The organism is Myroides sp. A21 (genome assembly GCF_000807225.1).
Lineage (GTDB): Bacteria > Bacteroidota > Bacteroidia > Flavobacteriales > Flavobacteriaceae > Flavobacterium > Flavobacterium odoratimimum.
On record NZ_CP010327.1, the window covers coordinates 4036508 to 4052272 of the forward strand.

General features: G+C 33.5%; 17 protein-coding genes. 6 read left to right on the forward strand and 11 right to left on the reverse strand.

What is annotated here, in order from left to right; genetic code table 11:
- Positions 1-3 precede the first annotated feature (3 nt).
- From MYRA21_RS18075 to MYRA21_RS18085, 3 genes are all read right to left on the reverse strand, one after another.
- The gene (locus tag MYRA21_RS18075) at positions 4-870 is read right to left on the reverse strand and encodes a hydroxymethylglutaryl-CoA lyase (RefSeq protein WP_036471599.1); all 867 of its coding nucleotides are present in this window, start codon (positions 868-870) and stop codon (positions 4-6) included.
- A 171-nt stretch (positions 871-1041) separates the two neighbouring features.
- Positions 1042-1668, reverse strand: a complete 627-nt coding sequence (locus MYRA21_RS18080; protein ID WP_039330214.1) for a LysE family translocator — start codon at positions 1666-1668, stop codon at positions 1042-1044.
- An 8-nt stretch (positions 1669-1676) separates the two neighbouring features.
- Positions 1677-2696 (reverse strand): quinone-dependent dihydroorotate dehydrogenase, encoded by a 1020-nt coding sequence (locus MYRA21_RS18085; protein WP_006261705.1) that lies wholly within the window; start codon positions 2694-2696, stop codon positions 1677-1679.
- Between the two features lie 455 nt (positions 2697-3151).
- On the opposite strand from MYRA21_RS18085, the gene MYRA21_RS18090 reads away from it, so the two are divergent.
- A complete protein-coding gene (locus MYRA21_RS18090; RefSeq protein ID WP_039330216.1) occupies positions 3152-5977 on the forward strand; it encodes an FAD-binding and (Fe-S)-binding domain-containing protein in 2826 nt (941 codons plus the stop codon).
- A 91-nt stretch (positions 5978-6068) separates the two neighbouring features.
- Entirely contained in the window at positions 6069-6617 is a 549-nt protein-coding gene (locus MYRA21_RS18095) for a GNAT family N-acetyltransferase (protein WP_006258471.1), read from the forward strand.
- A gap of 48 nt (positions 6618-6665) precedes the next feature.
- On the opposite strand, the gene MYRA21_RS18100 is transcribed toward MYRA21_RS18095, so the two are convergent.
- Positions 6666-8171, reverse strand: coding sequence for a bifunctional ADP-dependent NAD(P)H-hydrate dehydratase/NAD(P)H-hydrate epimerase (locus MYRA21_RS18100; protein WP_039330218.1), 1506 nt, complete (start codon positions 8169-8171; stop codon positions 6666-6668).
- Between the two features lie 290 nt (positions 8172-8461).
- Between MYRA21_RS18100 and MYRA21_RS18105 the strand changes: the two genes are divergently transcribed.
- Entirely contained in the window at positions 8462-9022 is a 561-nt protein-coding gene (locus tag MYRA21_RS18105) for an AraC family transcriptional regulator (protein WP_006258473.1), read from the forward strand.
- Positions 9023-9059: 37 nt separating this feature from the next.
- Here MYRA21_RS18105 and MYRA21_RS18110 read toward each other — a convergent pair whose 3' ends face one another.
- The 6 genes from MYRA21_RS18110 to MYRA21_RS18135 form a co-directional block, all read right to left on the reverse strand.
- On the reverse strand, positions 9060-9638 hold the full coding sequence (locus MYRA21_RS18110) for a GNAT family N-acetyltransferase (protein ID WP_006264178.1): 579 nt from the start codon (positions 9636-9638) through the stop codon (positions 9060-9062).
- 4 nt (positions 9639-9642) lie between these two features.
- A complete protein-coding gene (locus tag MYRA21_RS18115; protein WP_039330221.1) occupies positions 9643-10035 on the reverse strand; it encodes a DUF4377 domain-containing protein in 393 nt (130 codons plus the stop codon).
- A 95-nt stretch (positions 10036-10130) separates the two neighbouring features.
- Positions 10131-10358 (reverse strand): hypothetical protein, encoded by a 228-nt coding sequence (locus tag MYRA21_RS18120; protein WP_006258477.1) that lies wholly within the window; start codon positions 10356-10358, stop codon positions 10131-10133.
- A gap of 257 nt (positions 10359-10615) precedes the next feature.
- On the reverse strand, positions 10616-11281 hold the full coding sequence (gene mnmD, locus MYRA21_RS18125) for a tRNA (5-methylaminomethyl-2-thiouridine)(34)-methyltransferase MnmD (protein ID WP_039330224.1): 666 nt from the start codon (positions 11279-11281) through the stop codon (positions 10616-10618).
- Positions 11278-11739: a hypothetical protein gene (locus tag MYRA21_RS18130; protein ID WP_235280006.1), complete on the reverse strand. Its 462-nt coding sequence runs from the start codon at positions 11737-11739 to the stop codon at positions 11278-11280. The genes mnmD and MYRA21_RS18130 overlap by 4 nt, the downstream gene beginning before the upstream one ends.
- A 6-nt stretch (positions 11740-11745) precedes the next feature.
- Positions 11746-12222 carry a DUF4920 domain-containing protein gene (locus MYRA21_RS18135; RefSeq protein ID WP_039330225.1) on the reverse strand — a complete coding sequence of 159 codons (477 nt, stop codon included), beginning with the start codon at positions 12220-12222 and terminating at the stop codon, positions 11746-11748.
- A gap of 289 nt (positions 12223-12511) precedes the next feature.
- On the opposite strand from MYRA21_RS18135, the gene MYRA21_RS18140 reads away from it, so the two are divergent.
- From MYRA21_RS18140 to MYRA21_RS18150, 3 genes are all read left to right on the forward strand, one after another.
- Positions 12512-13585, forward strand: a complete 1074-nt coding sequence (locus MYRA21_RS18140; protein WP_006264181.1) for a branched-chain amino acid aminotransferase — start codon at positions 12512-12514, stop codon at positions 13583-13585.
- Between the two features lie 98 nt (positions 13586-13683).
- The gene (locus MYRA21_RS19450; protein ID WP_006258484.1) at positions 13684-13869 is read left to right on the forward strand and encodes a hypothetical protein; all 186 of its coding nucleotides are present in this window, start codon (positions 13684-13686) and stop codon (positions 13867-13869) included.
- A gap of 21 nt (positions 13870-13890) precedes the next feature.
- Positions 13891-14976 carry a hypothetical protein gene (locus MYRA21_RS18150; protein ID WP_039330227.1) on the forward strand — a complete coding sequence of 362 codons (1086 nt, stop codon included), beginning with the start codon at positions 13891-13893 and terminating at the stop codon, positions 14974-14976.
- Between the two features lie 38 nt (positions 14977-15014).
- On the opposite strand, the gene kdsB is transcribed toward MYRA21_RS18150, so the two are convergent.
- Complete coding sequence (gene kdsB / locus MYRA21_RS18155) at positions 15015-15761, reverse strand: 3-deoxy-manno-octulosonate cytidylyltransferase (RefSeq protein WP_006265783.1); 747 nt, start codon at positions 15759-15761, stop codon at positions 15015-15017.
- Positions 15762-15765 lie beyond the last annotated feature (4 nt).

The window sequence follows — 15765 nt, forward strand, 5'->3', positions numbered from 1 at the left end:
ACTTTAATGGTAAAAATTAAATATTTTTAAAGCTTCATTATATGAGCTTTCAAATGACATAGCACTCAAGTTCGTATCTACCTTATTTGCTGTAAAGTAGCTCAACATCTTCTCTGTTGGCATATTTCCAGTCAAATCATCTTTTGCCATTGGACATCCCCCATAACCTTTTATTGCACCATCATAACGTAGACATCCAGCCTTATAGGCCGCATCAATCTTCTCAAACCAACTATCAGGAGTAGTGTGTAGATGTGCTCCAAACTCAATATTAGGATAAGCTGGAATCAAATTGCTAAATAAATAATCTATCACTTCTGGTGTAGAACTTCCTACCGTATCCGATAATGAAAGAATCTTCACTCCCATCTTTGACAGCTTTTCAGTCCAATCCCCTACGATATCTACATCCCACGGATCTCCATAAGGATTACCAAACCCCATAGATAAATAAGCCACAACCTCTTTATCGGCTTTAGTAGCGATATTCAATATCTCATCTAAAGTAACGATAGATTCTGCAATAGTCTTATGTGTATTACGCATCTGGAAGTTCTCAGATATAGAAAAAGGGAATCCTAAATACTGTATTTCTTTATGCTCAGCAGCTTGTTCTGCACCTCTTGTGTTTGCGATAATAGCTAATAGCTTGCTCTCTGTCTTACTCAAGTCTAACTGAGCTAATAACTCAGCCGTATCCTGCATCTGAGGAATAGCCTTAGGAGAAACAAAACTACCAAAATCTATGGTATCAAACCCCACTCTTAAAAGAGACTGTATATACTGTACCTTTTTTTCTGTTGGGATAAACATCTTAATGCCTTGCATGGCATCACGAGGACATTCTATAATTTTTACTGCTGGTTTCATATAATTCAAATATAAATGAAAAGCCACAATTTTACAATGTGATTTTCTTTATTTTATTTACTTAACATACTCAAACAACATTCTATTGATTATCTGACACATAGAGTTCCTATAAACAAAAAAAGTTCTAAAGATATTATCCTTAGAACCTTTTTTACTATTATTTTCTTCTTAGCTTACTAGTAGAAAAACTGCTAATCCACTAAAAACGATGATTTGAAGCCACTTTAAAAATATATTGACATATTTATTATCTCTCATATAATCTGTCAGCTTAGCTGCTATAGTACAGATGATAAAGAAAATGACTACTGCTTCTGTAATAAACACGGTACCTAGTACAAAAACTTGTTTCTGTACACTCCCTGCACTTTCTGTAATAAACCCTGGGAATAAAGCCAAAAAGAACATCATAACCTTTGGATTTAATACATTCATCAGCAATCCTTTTCTGACAAATCCCATAAAAGTCTTATCATTCTGTCCTGAACTAGATTCATCAATGACGATTACATTCTCTTCCTGAAATACTTTATAAGACAACCAGAATAGATATAAGGCTCCGAATAACTTAACACCTTTAAACAGTAATTCAGATTGCGTAATTAAAGCGGAGATTCCAAAAGCAAATAATGATAAATGGAATAATAAACCTCCTACCTGTCCTACCACTACCGCATATCCATACTTACGCCCTCTGGTAATGCTCTGCGAAACCACATATAGAATATCTGGCCCTGGAGTAATAATCAATAAAAAACAAGTTATAAAAAAAGTATATAATACTTCTGTTGACATAATTAATTCTAGTATTTAGATAATATGGCCTTATTAATCTTTTTAATCAAGCCTGGTCCTTCATATATAAAGCCAGTATAAAGCTGAATTAAGCTTGCTCCTGCCTCTAGTTTTTCTATCGCATCTTCTGCAGAATGTATACCTCCCACACCGATAATAGGGAATGCTTTATTACTCTTCTCAGATAAGAATCGAATAACCTCTGTACTTCTCTTCGTCAGAGGCTTTCCACTTAGTCCCCCTGTCTCCTGCTGATGAATAGACTTCAGATTACTGCGATCGATAGTAGTATTCGTAGCGATTACTCCAGCTATTTTTGTTTCTGTAACAATCTCTATAATATCTAATAACTGATCATCTGTTAAATCTGGTGCTATCTTCAGTAAAATAGGCTTAGGAGCCTCTTTCTGATTATTTTTAACTTGTAATCCGTGAAGTAACGCTTTCAGTGGTTCTTTATCCTGTAATGCACGTAAATTAGGTGTATTAGGTGAACTCACATTTACCACGAAATAATCTACATAAGGAAACAACGCTTCAAAACAGATTTCATAATCTTCATTTGCTTGTTCATTAGGAGTCACTTTGTTCTTCCCAATATTCCCTCCTATCAGCGTTCCTTTATTCTTCTTTAGACGCTCAATAGCCTCTTCTATCCCTCCATTGTTAAATCCCATTCTATTGATAAGACCATTGTCTTCTTTTAGACGGAATAATCTCTTTTTAGGATTTCCAGGTTGTCCTTTTGGAGTAAGAGTCCCGATTTCTATAAAACCAAAACCAAAGTTTTCTAATTCTCTGTATAACTTAGCATCCTTATCCAGACCTGCTGCAAGACCTACTGGATTCTTAAACTTTAATCCAAATACTTCTCTCTCTAATCTAGGGTCATTTACTTGACAATTGGCGCGAATAAGTGCGGATACACCAGGAATACTATTCACGAATTTAAGAGCACCGAAGGTAAAATGATGCACTTTCTCTGGGTCAAACCTAAAAAATATAGGCTTAATAATGCTTTTATACATACTAAATGACTTTGTGTTGTTGTGTGTCTAAATTTTGTGCAAAGGTAGTATTTAAACCTTGGATTTCATAGCGGTCTTTTTTTGTTTTTTATGATGGCCTTCCAATAGTTATTTCTAACACTAACCAATTAGGTCAAAACAGTTTACAAAAAAGTCCTTCTAAGTAATCTCTACTAATCTTTCTCTACCAACCAAGCCCTATTTTCCTTGCACTTTCTTGAGGTTTTCTTGGAGATTCCTTGGGGTTTCCTAGCCCAGAAAGCATTTTTCTCGAAGAAAGGTGCAAGAATACCTCAAGAAAACCCCTAGCAATCTCGAAACATTATAATTTAAACATTATTCATCACCATACCTCCAACTACCGCATCTTATTTAAATCCAGTATAAACAAAGCGTTCCACTCTTATCTTTTTTATATGTTTTGTAAATTGTAGCATATTAAAAAAGATAGAAATATGTTACCATTACAATACCAAAAGTTCAAAGAAGAACTAGCTAATCACTTAGATTCTGATAGAATTATCACTAATCCGATTCAACTATTAGCGTATGGTACTGATGCTAGTTTTTATAAATTAGTTCCTAAAATAGTTGTTCAAGTACACAATCACCAAGAAGCTGTAGCTACTCTACAGACTGCTACAAGGCATAATGTAGCGGTGACGTACCGAGCGGCAGGAACAAGTCTATCTGGACAGGCAGTAACAGATTCTGTCTTGATGGTGGCTACTCATCAATGGAAAAAATACGAAATCTTAAACAATGGGCTTCAAGCGAAGTTTCAGCCTGGTATTATTGGAGGAAGAGCTAATATTATCCTGGCTCCTTATGGACGTAAAATCGGTCCTGATCCTGGCTCTATCAATGCCGCAATGATAGGCGGTATCGCGGCTAATAACGCTAGTGGAATGTGCTGTGGTACTTCGCAGAACTCTTATAATACAATTGCAGATATTAAGATTGTTCTTTATGATGGAACCGTATTAGATACAGCAAGCGATGAAAGCAAAAAAGAATTCGCTGAGAAACACCCTGAAATCATCAAAGAAATAGAGCGTCTAAGGGATGCTATTCACACAGATCGCACACTATACGATCGAATAGAGCGCAAGTTTAAAATCAAAAATACCACAGGATATAGCCTTAACGCGTTTATAGATTATCACGATCCTTATGAAATCATTAAACATATTATGATAGGGTCTGAGGGTACATTAGCCTTCATCTCTGATATTACATATAATACAGTCATTAATTACAAACACAAAGCGTGTACATTAATGATTTTTGAAACGATAGAAAAAGCCTGTCAAGCTGTACCTTTTTTAAAGAAAAGCCCTGTAGCTGCAGTAGAGTTACTAGATAGAAATAGTATTAAATCTATCGAAGATGAAGCTCTTGCCCCAGAATATTTCAAGACATTACCAGAAACGGCTTGTATCTTACTTGTAGAAGCACAAGCAGAGAATGAAACTGAAATGTCAACTAAACAACAACAGATTAGAGAAGCTATCGCTTCTACTCCTACTTATAAACCTTTTGAGTTTACTTCAGAACCTCAACAATACGCATTCAATTGGAAGGCTAGAAATGGTCTGTTACCTACGACAGGAGCATTGAGAAAGACAGGTACTACTTGTATCATTGAAGATGTTGCCTTTCCTGTAGAGAAATTAGCCGATGCGTGTATTGCCATGAAAGATTTGTTTGCAGAATTACAATACCATGATGCAGTACTATTCGGGCATGCCTTAGAAGGAAACTTACACCTAGTATTCTCACAAGATTTCTCTACTCAAGAAGAAATAGACAGATATGCTCGATTAATGGATGGGTTGGTAGAAATAGTAGTAGATAGATTTGAAGGTTCATTAAAAGCTGAACATGGAACAGGGCGAAATATGGCTCCTTTCGTAGAGAAAGAATGGGGTAAACAAGCTTATGACATTATGCTAAAAGTCAAAGCAATCTTTGACCCACATAACTTAGTGAACCCAGGTGTAATTATCAATGCTAATCCTCATGTTCATTTAGAGAACTTCAAAGCTTCTCCTGCTACTAACGAAATAGTAGATAAATGTATCGAATGCGGATTCTGTGAATCACACTGTGTATCAGAAGGGCTCACACTATCACCAAGACAACGTATCGTGGTAGGTAGAGAAATAGCAAGACTACAAGCTATAGGGAAAGATACAGAAGAGTTAGAGAACTTAGTAAATAGTGCTCATTACTATGCTGATGAAACATGTGCTACAGATGGACTATGTGCCTTAGCATGTCCTGTAAAAATAGATACGGGTAAATACATTAAAGATATTCGTCATAGCGCTATTACGGACAAAGACAGAAAAAATGCTGAGTATTTTGTAGAAAATATGGAACGCGTTACTGCCATGGGGCGTAAGGCATTAAACACCGTTGGGGTATTCCAAAATATCTTAGGGAATAAGATTATGACTAGTGTGTCAAGTGGTATGCGTAAGATGTCTGGTAATAAAATACCACAATGGAATGTAGCCATGCCTAAAGGCAATAAGCATAAAATAACAGAACCTATCGTTAATCCTGGACAAGATAGAAAAGTAGTTTACTTCCCTTCATGCATTAATAGAACAATGGGTAAATCTAATGACTATCCTAAATCTGATATGGATTTAACAGCTAAAACAGTAGAACTACTTAAACGTGCTGGATATACCATTATATACCCAGAAAACGTAAATAATATGTGCTGCGGAATGCCATTTAGCAGTAAAGGAATGAAAGAAGAAGGACATACTAAATCCTCAGAATTAGAACTTGCTTTATTAAAAGCTACTGAGGATGGTAGATACCCTGTATTATTTGACATGAGTCCTTGTTTTTATACCTTCTATGATGCTCATAAAGATGGTAAACTAAAAATGCACGATCCTATCGAATTTATGTTGGATTATGTAATGCCTATATTACCTGTTAAGAGTCCAAGAAAAGAGATCAGTGTATTCCCTGTATGCTCTGTTAAGAAAGTAGGATTAGAAGGCAAGTTACTTGAATTGACTAAGCTGTGTGCTGAGAAAGTAAACTATATTGATAGTAACTGTTGTGGCTTTGCAGGAGATAGAGGGTTTACGTTCCCTGAATTAAATAAACATGGTAATAGACACTTAAAAGAACAAATACCTACTGATGCGAAGGATGCATTCTCTACCAGTCGTACGTGTGAAATAGGGCTAACAGAATATGGAGGTGTAAACTTTAAGTCTATCTTCTACTTGATAGATGAAGTAACTAAATAGAACCTACTTATTAAAAATGATATAATATGGCATAGACAACAAGTCTATGCCATATTTTATTTAGATTTGTTTTTAAACCAATTCAAAAAACATGCTAAATATAGACTTAACCATATTTCCTATACTCGAAACAGATAGACTTATTCTTAGACGTTTAGATATAAATGACTTAAATACGATGTACACCATGCGTACAGACCCAGAAGTGATGAAGTATATCCCTGTACCTGTTACACAATCAGAAGAAGAAATAAAACAATATATCCATTCTATAGATGAAAGAATGGCAGCTAAAGAATGTGTTAATTGGGCAATCACACTAAAAGAAGAAGGTACAATGATTGGCACCATCGGGTTTTATCGTATGAAACTAGAGCACTATAGAGCAGAAACAGGATATATGTCTTTGCCCCAGTATAATGGAAAAGGTTATATAACTGAAGCTCTTCAAGCCATCGTACATTATGGCTTCTCTACCATGAAATTACATTCTATAGAAGCGCTCTTAGATCCAGAGAATATTGGTTCTATGAAAGTTCTTGAAAAATGCGGCTTTATCAAAGAAGGTCATTTAAAAGAAAACTGGTTCTTTGATGGTCAATTCTTAGATACGGTGATCTATTCTAAGCTAAACAAATAAAGTAAGGCTACCTTCTTAGAGGTAGCCTTACATTTTTATATTCACTATTTATAATGCAATTTGATTATAAGCAGCACTAATATAGTTACTTACATCCGAAGCAACTAGACTATGTGGATGAATATTCTCAATAGCTAAATCACCTGCTAATCCATGTAAATAGACTCCTACTATAGCGGCTTCTTTACTAGTGTAACCCTGCCCAAGTAAAGAGGTAATCATACCTGTCAAGGTATCTCCTACTCCAGCAGTAGCCATTCCCCAGTTACCTGATGAGTTAAAGTAGATCGTTTCGTCTGGTGCTATTGTTATCGTATGTGCTCCTTTTAATACAAAGATGACATTGTGCTTTTTAGCCAACTGTTTTACTTTATCAATCTTATCAAAGTCATTATCCCACTCACCGATAAGTCTTTTCAGTTCTTTTTCGTGTGGGGTTAAGATACTTTCTGCTGGAACTTTATCTAAACACTTCTGTTCACTAATAATATTAAGAGCATCTGCATCTATTACTAATTTCCTATCCTTATTCTCTTTTAAAAAACTGATTAATGCAGTAGCTGTATCTTTATGTAATCCTATACCACACCCTACTCCTACTGCATCATAATGTTCTACAGATGGAAATACTTTTATATAGTCTTCACTAGTACATGTATCACACATGACTTCAGGTATCCCTGTCTGTACGATAGTATATCCGCAACTCGGTACATAGGCCGTCACGATTCCACTTCCTGTATGCATAGCAGCCTTACTTGCTAAAGTCACAGCTCCTATTTTTCCTTTACTCCCACCGATTAATATTACTCTACCAAAGTCATCCTTATTACTAAACTTAGTTCCTGATTTCACTAAGTTTTTCACTTTATCCTGTTCTACAAAATAAGCATCCGACTTAGTACTCTCTATATAGTCTAGATCGAGTCCTATATCTAATATTTCTAGTTCTTTCACATATTCTTTAGCATCAGATAACAGTAATGCTGTTTTTGGTAATTGGAATGTATAAACTACATCAGCCTTAAATACAATAGCTTCTTTTGGTGTTGCCACATCTGCTAATAATCCTGAAGGCATATCTATAGAAACTCTCTCTAGACATGGAGTTTCATTTAAAAAATCAAAGATAGGACGCCACTCTTCATCTAAAGGACTATGTAATCCTATACCAAATAAAGCATCTACGATAACATCATCTTTCTTTACTTTTAATTTACTCTTTGTATTAAACTTCTCTACATTGATATCTCTATCCTCTAATAGATCTTGATTCTGAGCATTATCAGGACTATATTTCTTAGTTTGCACCAAGAATACCTTCACCATAGCTCCTCCTTCTTTTAATAATCTAGCTAAGGTTAATCCATCACCTCCATTATTTCCCGTTCCACAAAAAATAACAAATGATGTTTGATATAATTTATATCTAGTTTGCAACTTCTCAAAGACTTTAGTTGTTGCTCTCTCCATTAACTTAAATGAAGATATATATTGATTGGATACTGTCTCTTTATCCAATGCTTGCATTTGTGCTGTATTAAAAATTTTCATATTGCTACTTATAGTTAATCATCATGAGTAAAGGTAACAAATACAACTATTGAAAACTGAGCTATACACTACTATACCACCGAATTATCTAAGTGTGAAGAAACATATTGATTCTCACTTTGAGTAATACTAATTATATCAAAAAAATAACAAAACAATGATTATTTACTATAAAATCAACTAAATACTAAAAGCATAAAATAACACTTTTACTGTCAAACTATATTGTCTCTGTATATTTATGTTCAAATGTGATTTAGTATCTTTGAGTTTCTAAAAGGATATTTCAGATGAAACTATATATAAAAAACATGGTGTGTGAAAGGTGTAAAATGGCAGTAGATAATCTACTGACAGAAGCAAAATACACCCCTACTAAAATAGAACTAGGAGAAATAGAAATACAAGAAGACTTGAACTCTTCACAGCTAAAAGAGATTGAAGTTAAATTACAAAAGATTGGTTTTGAACTCCTAGACAATCAAAAAAGTAAAACAGTAGACAAAGTCAAAACAGTATTAATAGAATTAGTACAAAAACACAATGCTAATCTACAAATACCACTATCTGCTTATATAGCGGATAAAATGCAAATGGATTACCACGCTCTAAGCCTATTATTTTCGCAACTAGAATCTACTACTATAGAGCAATACTTTATTCAATTAAAAATAGAAAAGGTAAAAGAACTGTTAGTATATGACGAATTAAGCCTAAAAGAGATAACCTATCAATTAAATTATAGTAGTGTAGCTCACTTAAGCAAACAGTTTAAAAAAGTAACAGGTCTAACTCCTACTCATTTTAAAACTACTGGGGCAGAACGCCGCAAGGTTATTGATAAAATATAACAAAAAAGACGATTTGGTTAAATCGTCTTTTTTGTTCTTATAATTTTGCTTCTAGAGCCTCTTTAGCATGACTAAACCATTCGTCTTTAAGCATACTAAATATAGCAGTATCTCTACGTCTACCACTGTGAATAATGATTTCACTTCTCAATACTCCTTCTAACGTACAACCTACACTCTGAACAGCCACTTTACTTCTCTCATTCGTATTGTCTACTCTAAACTCTACCCTTTCCATTCCCATCACTTCAAAAGCATATTTAAACATCATATACTTACAGTGCTTGTTTACTCCAGTTCCTTGAGTAAGTTTACTATACCAAGTATACCCTATTAATAGCGTCTTGTTCTTTTGATCAATATTATAAAATCGTGTAGAGCCAACATACTCTTCTGTCCTTTTATCAAAAACAATGAAAGGATACGCTTTACCCTTATTCCTATCTTCAATCGCTTGGCTAATATACTTTTTCATTCCATCAGCTCCTTCAACTCCGACAGTTGCATATTTCCATATTTCAGGTTCTTTAATTGCAAACCCTACTAAATCATTGTAATTATAAGCTTCTAGTGGTTTAAGAGTGACGCGATCATCCATTAACACAATATCCTCCATATCCCTATGCTTTTTTTTCTTTTGAGATTTCAGTCACTAAAACATATCTGAAAGATGGTGCATCAGCAGGAGGATTAGCTATATCTATTCTCTTCACTTCTATTTTATACTCATATCCTTCTTCATAATTAAACCCCTCTATCTCTTGATACATTAACTCCCAAGGTGCATCCTCTTCTTCCTTGACCATCATACATTTTTTAGGGGCAATACCCGCACACTCATCCAGCTTAGAAGCTACATATAATACCTTCACCTCTTCAGAAGCATCTATTTCGGTTACTTCAGGCACATCATTATGCTCAACAGTACTATTTTCTCCTTGCTCTATATTTTTATCCTTACAAGAAATTAATACACCTAAAGACATTATGGCTAATAAAACTATTTTTTTCATTCTTTATAATTTTCTAGTTTGGTAAAAATATAAATTTAAAACTCAATGAGTCGTTTTTACGTACTTAATTCTAGTATAAACAAAAAAAGCTTGCCCTATGCATAGGCAAGCTCTTCTATTATTTCACTGTCTAATAAAGCTAATTCAGCTCTAAGATTAGGTTGTTCTTTTAAAAATTCATTAACCCAAATCATTAGTTGTTCTAAATCATAAGGTAATAATGCATGCATTGCTTTTTCTAATTCTTTAGAAAACAAGGCCGAATCAAAACTGACATTCTTAAGTACAAGGGTAGTGTACTCTAACATCATTCGTTTGTTCATAACTACAATTTTTTTCTTTTTCTATGAACAAACTTACACACTTTCTGTTAAAACAAAAAACATAACACAAAACTTAACCTTAAAAGACATTTAATTACATAAAATTAATACTAGAATAACAAAAAAATAACCACAAAAAACCTAAAAAAGTACATTAGTGTTAATCTAAAATCGAATAAATAACTAATATTATTCATGATTAAATAAATATCTAATTGACAGTATATTTTCCTTCTTTGTCATTTTATGGAAGTAGATTATCCTTTATACCCGACTAACATCTCCCTTTTACCAGGAGGTCCAGGAACCTTCTCTATTTTAAATCCTACTTCTTTCATCGCCCTTTTAATAGGCCCCCTACAAGCATACGTGGCTATAACGCCTGTATCGCCTAATGCGTCATAAACCTTCTGGAATATTTCTACAGACCATAAATCTGGTTGAAACTGATATCCAAAAACATCAAAATAAATAACATCAAAATAAGACTGATTGACTACTGCTTCTTCAAAGGTACTATGGATCTTATGCAACGTAAACTCTGCTGTAACCTCATGTGATACATCCCAAGTACACTGATGCATCTGTTTAAACAAGATATCATCTCCATCTCTGTCATATAAAGCACTAAAATCTAATGCTACGCTTTCTTGTTCTGTTACAGGAAAAGCTTCAATACTGTGATACTCTACTATTTTTCCCTTTCTTCTAGCCTCTACTAGTGTTAAAAAAGCATTTAGTCCTGTACCAAACCCCATTTCTAATACTTTCACAGTAGTTTTCTCTATCCTATCAAAACCTCTTTCTATATAGACATGTCTTGCCTCCTGAATAGCTCCATGAATTGAATGATATGTTTCTCCCCATTCTTCAATTTCAATAGATGTAGAGCCATCTGAAGTTGTCACTATTTTTCTTTTCACTGTATCAATAATTTTTTAATCCTAGGAATAGGCCCACCACACTTCTTTTGATGACATGTTAAACATGAGTTTATCATATCATTAAACTGTTGTACTTTATCACCTTCATTATCTTGATAGAGAATCTGTTCTAGCTTTAAATACTGCTCTGCCTGCTCAGTAAAAAACATATCTCTATCACTAGGATCTGTCATCTTAGCAGTAAGAATATCTCTATGTTTATCAGGTAAAGTTCCCAATTCTTTCTTTTCTTGCTCTATTTCTGCCTTTAAAAATGCTCCTTGAGCATACATCTCTTCCATAAGAGATGCCATCGGAGCCATATTATACATCTTAAATGCAGTTGTATCTTTCGTCACAGATTCTTTATTATCTTCTATTTGTTTAGTTTCTTTTTTACAAGATAACAAAACTGAAAACACTAATAGAACAAGACACAATATTGATTTATTTCTCACCTTCTATTACTTATCTTTATTAATTGCGATACCATCTGCTGTAAAAGCGTAAGTAACCTTAGGTTCTGTAATAGCTGCTATTTCTTCGTCAGACTTACCTGCATCTTTAGCATAGTGTTTTAGTTCATCTACAGATACTACAGATATAAACGCTCTACCATCTAGTATAACTTCATGTCCAGCGGCATTCATAGGCGCAAAGAATCCGTAATCTGTAAAACGAACAAATCCTTTTTTCTCACCTGGCAACTCTACATTCATCCAACAACCTTTCTTTTGGCACACATCATTAATAGTTGTTTCAAATTGTACTTTTATAGTATCTCCTTCTTTTAATTCTTGGTATCTCTTAAGCATAGCTTCTTTAGAAAGAACATCTCCCATTACTACACTATCTCCAAAATATTCGTATGTCTTCTGTACATCTACTAGAGTAGAATTATCCTTATTTTCATTTTTACAACCAGTCAAAATGAAAGCCATTATGCTTAAAGAAGCAATTATTCTTATCATGATAAAAAAATTAAGTATTCGGTAGACCAAAATTAAGTCAAAAAAATAAATCAAAAAGATTTAGTTTATATAAACATCTTTCATGGATTATTATAATTTCAGTAAATAATTTCGATTAAACAATATTTATCACGGCATTTTAGATAAAGTTCAACAAGAAACTATTTTTGAGTACTTTTTTTGATAATTTTGTAATGTGTTGCTTTTTTAATACATTGCAAGCATAAGTAAACAGACAATTAAAAAAACATTATAAGAAATGAGTTTAGAAACAAACAACCTTTTTTCTATTGAGAAAGTAGAAAAATCAAAAATAGCATCAGTTGACTTCGAAAACCTGAAGTTTGGTTCTGTATTTACTGACCACATGCTAGTATGCCACTACAAAGATGGTAAATGGGGACAAGTAGAAATCAAACCTTATGGACCAATGTCTTTTGCACCTTCAACAAATGTGTTCCACTATGGACAAGCTATCTTTGAAGGAATGAAAGCATACAAAGATGCAAATGAAGATGTATGGTTATTCCGTCCACGTGAAAACTGGGCTCGTTTCAACAAATCTGCAGAACGTATGGCTATGCCACATATCGACGAAGAAAGATTCGTAGATGGATTAAAAGCACTAATCAACCTTGATAGAGACTGGGTTAAACAAGGACAAGGAAATGCTTTATACATTCGTCCTTTTATGATCGGAACTCATGAAGGTGTAGTAGCTGGACCTTCTAGTGAGTTTATGTTCTGTATCATTTGTTCGCCTGCACGTACATACTACTCAGGAAAAGTAAAAGTTCAAATCGCTGAACACTATAGCCGTGCTGCTAATGGTGGTGTTGGTTATACTAAATGTTCTGGTAACTATGCTGGACAATTCTACCCAACTAAATTAGCTCAAGAAGCAGGATACCAACAAGTAATCTGGACTGATGATGCTACTCATACTAAACTAGAAGAAGCAGGTACTATGAACGTATTCTTCAGAATTGGAGATACTTTAATCACAGCTCCTACTAGTGAGAGAATCTTAGATGGTGTGACTAGAAAAAGTTTGCTTGACATCGCTAAGAGCAAAGGAATTAATGTAGAAGTAAAATCTATCGTAGTTCAAGATTTACTAGATGCACATGCTAAAGGTGAATTAAAAGAAATCTTCGGAGCAGGAACTGCAGTTACAGTAGGACAAATCGAAGGATTTGCTTTCCAAGATAATTACTATGGATTACCAGAAGTGAGTGATGAGAACTCTTTTGCAATTCAATTAAAAACAGCTCTTCAAGGAATTCAACAAAAGAATATTGAAGATACTTTTGGATGGACAGAAAAAATCTAATCTAAAGTTTCTTTTATCATATTAAAAAACGGCAGTAATTCTGCCGTTTTTTTTATCTACAATCTAACTCTTTTGACTATTTTTGCTAAAAAATAATTATGTTTACACCTGGACAACTTAAGTTTGCTATATTTTTCATTATTGCTTTTACCATAGTAATGATTATCATGTATAGAAAAGATATAAAACTACACCGTATCTATTACAAAAATAGACTATGGGTCTTAGTTGCCTTTTTATCATTTATAGGTTCTTTATTTATTTTAAAAAACTTTTTGAAGTAATTCATATAGCCCTAAATTGTTATGAAAATTCTAAAGTATTTCTCTCTTTTACTACTATTAACATTAGTTTCTCTTTTTGTATTCATACTTACTCAAAGTCCCGAATATAAAGTAGAGAGAACATTCACTGTGGATGCTCCTAAAGAAATAGTCTATAATTATATCAATGATTTAGACAATTGGACTGATTGGATGACTTCCCAAAAGTCTAATAATGGAACTTACCAAATAGAGTTAGAAAATTTAGGATCTTATCATATAAGAGCAGAATATAGCCATCCATACGATAGCTTATCTCAAGATATTTTAAATGACAATAAGATTTCAAATATTATTTGGAGATTAAAAGGTCAACAAAATAAAACACAAATTACTTTTACTTTTAATGGGACTTTAGACCTGCAAACAAAGTTTACTTCTTTTTTTAAAGGATCACCTAACCAAGTAGCTACTAATAGTCTTAACAAAAACATAGATGCTTTTATTGTTTACTTTATTAAACAGTATAAAGAATATGAAGTAAAACTAGATGCAGTCAAGTCAACTCCTAGTATCGAATACCTATACCTAGAAGCTTCTTCTTCTATAGGAACATTAAATGAAGACTTATTAGCCTTAAATAAGGACTTATCTGATTTTTGTTCTACTAACCAAATAGAAATAGCAGGAGATCCCTATTTGATATTGAACAATTCGAAAGCACAAAACACGCTTACTTATCGATTTGCCTTACCTATTAAAGGGAATATATACTTAAACGAAGAAGAAAAGTATAAAATAGATAAACTTGATAAACAGAGTTATTTTGAATCAACACTAATCGGTTATTACACATTCTTACCAGAAGCAATGCGTAAGACAAGAACAGAGATTAGTGATAAAGAATTAAACATTCTACCTGATGAACCTATTATCTTACTGCTTAAGAAGTCTGTTATTGACTCTAGATTAGCAGCAGAATGGGAGACTATAATCAAAGTACCTATTGAGAAAAAGGAAGTTCCAATCCCTACTCCTGTTTATCAAAATAATACAAACAGTAACAATACTCATGAAGTAAATACTGAAACAGAAAACAAAGAGGAAATAACCAATTCTACTATATAAAAAAAGAGGCTTTAAATTTTATTTTAAAGCCTCTTTTTTTATCTTAATTCTGGATTATCTGCTATTATCTGTTTAGCTCTTTCTAAATCTTCTGGTGTATCTATTCCTATCCCTAAATGCTTTGTAATAGCCATTTTAATACGCTTACCATACTCTAAGTATCTTAGTTGCTCTAACTTCTCAGAAGCTTCTAAAAACTTCATTGGTAAAGTAGTAAACTCAAGTAAAGCTTCTTTTCTAAAAGCATATACTCCAATATGTTGATAATACTGTACTTTCACTTCCTTATCTCTTGGATAAGGAATTACAGAACGAGAAAAGTATAGTGCTGTATTGGTATCATCCACAACTACTTTTACATTATTAGGATTCTCTATTGTAGTCCATTCATCAATTGGAGTCATTAAAGAAGCTAAATCTACTTGCTTAGTCTCATCTCTCTGAAATATATCAATTAACTTCTCTAAATTCTCTTTACTAACGAAAGGCTCATCTCCTTGTACATTAATAACAATATCAGCCTCTATATCTTTTACAGCTTCTGCTATACGGTCACTCCCACTCTCATGTTCTTTGATACTCATTACAGCTTTTCCTCCATGGTTGATAATTTCATTGTAAATCAACTCTGAGTCTGTAGCCACAAATACATCATCAAAAAGCCCTGTTGCTAATGTTGCTTCATAAGTACGACGGATAATAGTTTTCCCTGCTAAATCTTCCATTAACTTTGCAGGAAAACGGGTAGATGCATATCGAGCTGGTATTACTGCTATAACTTTCATTTTA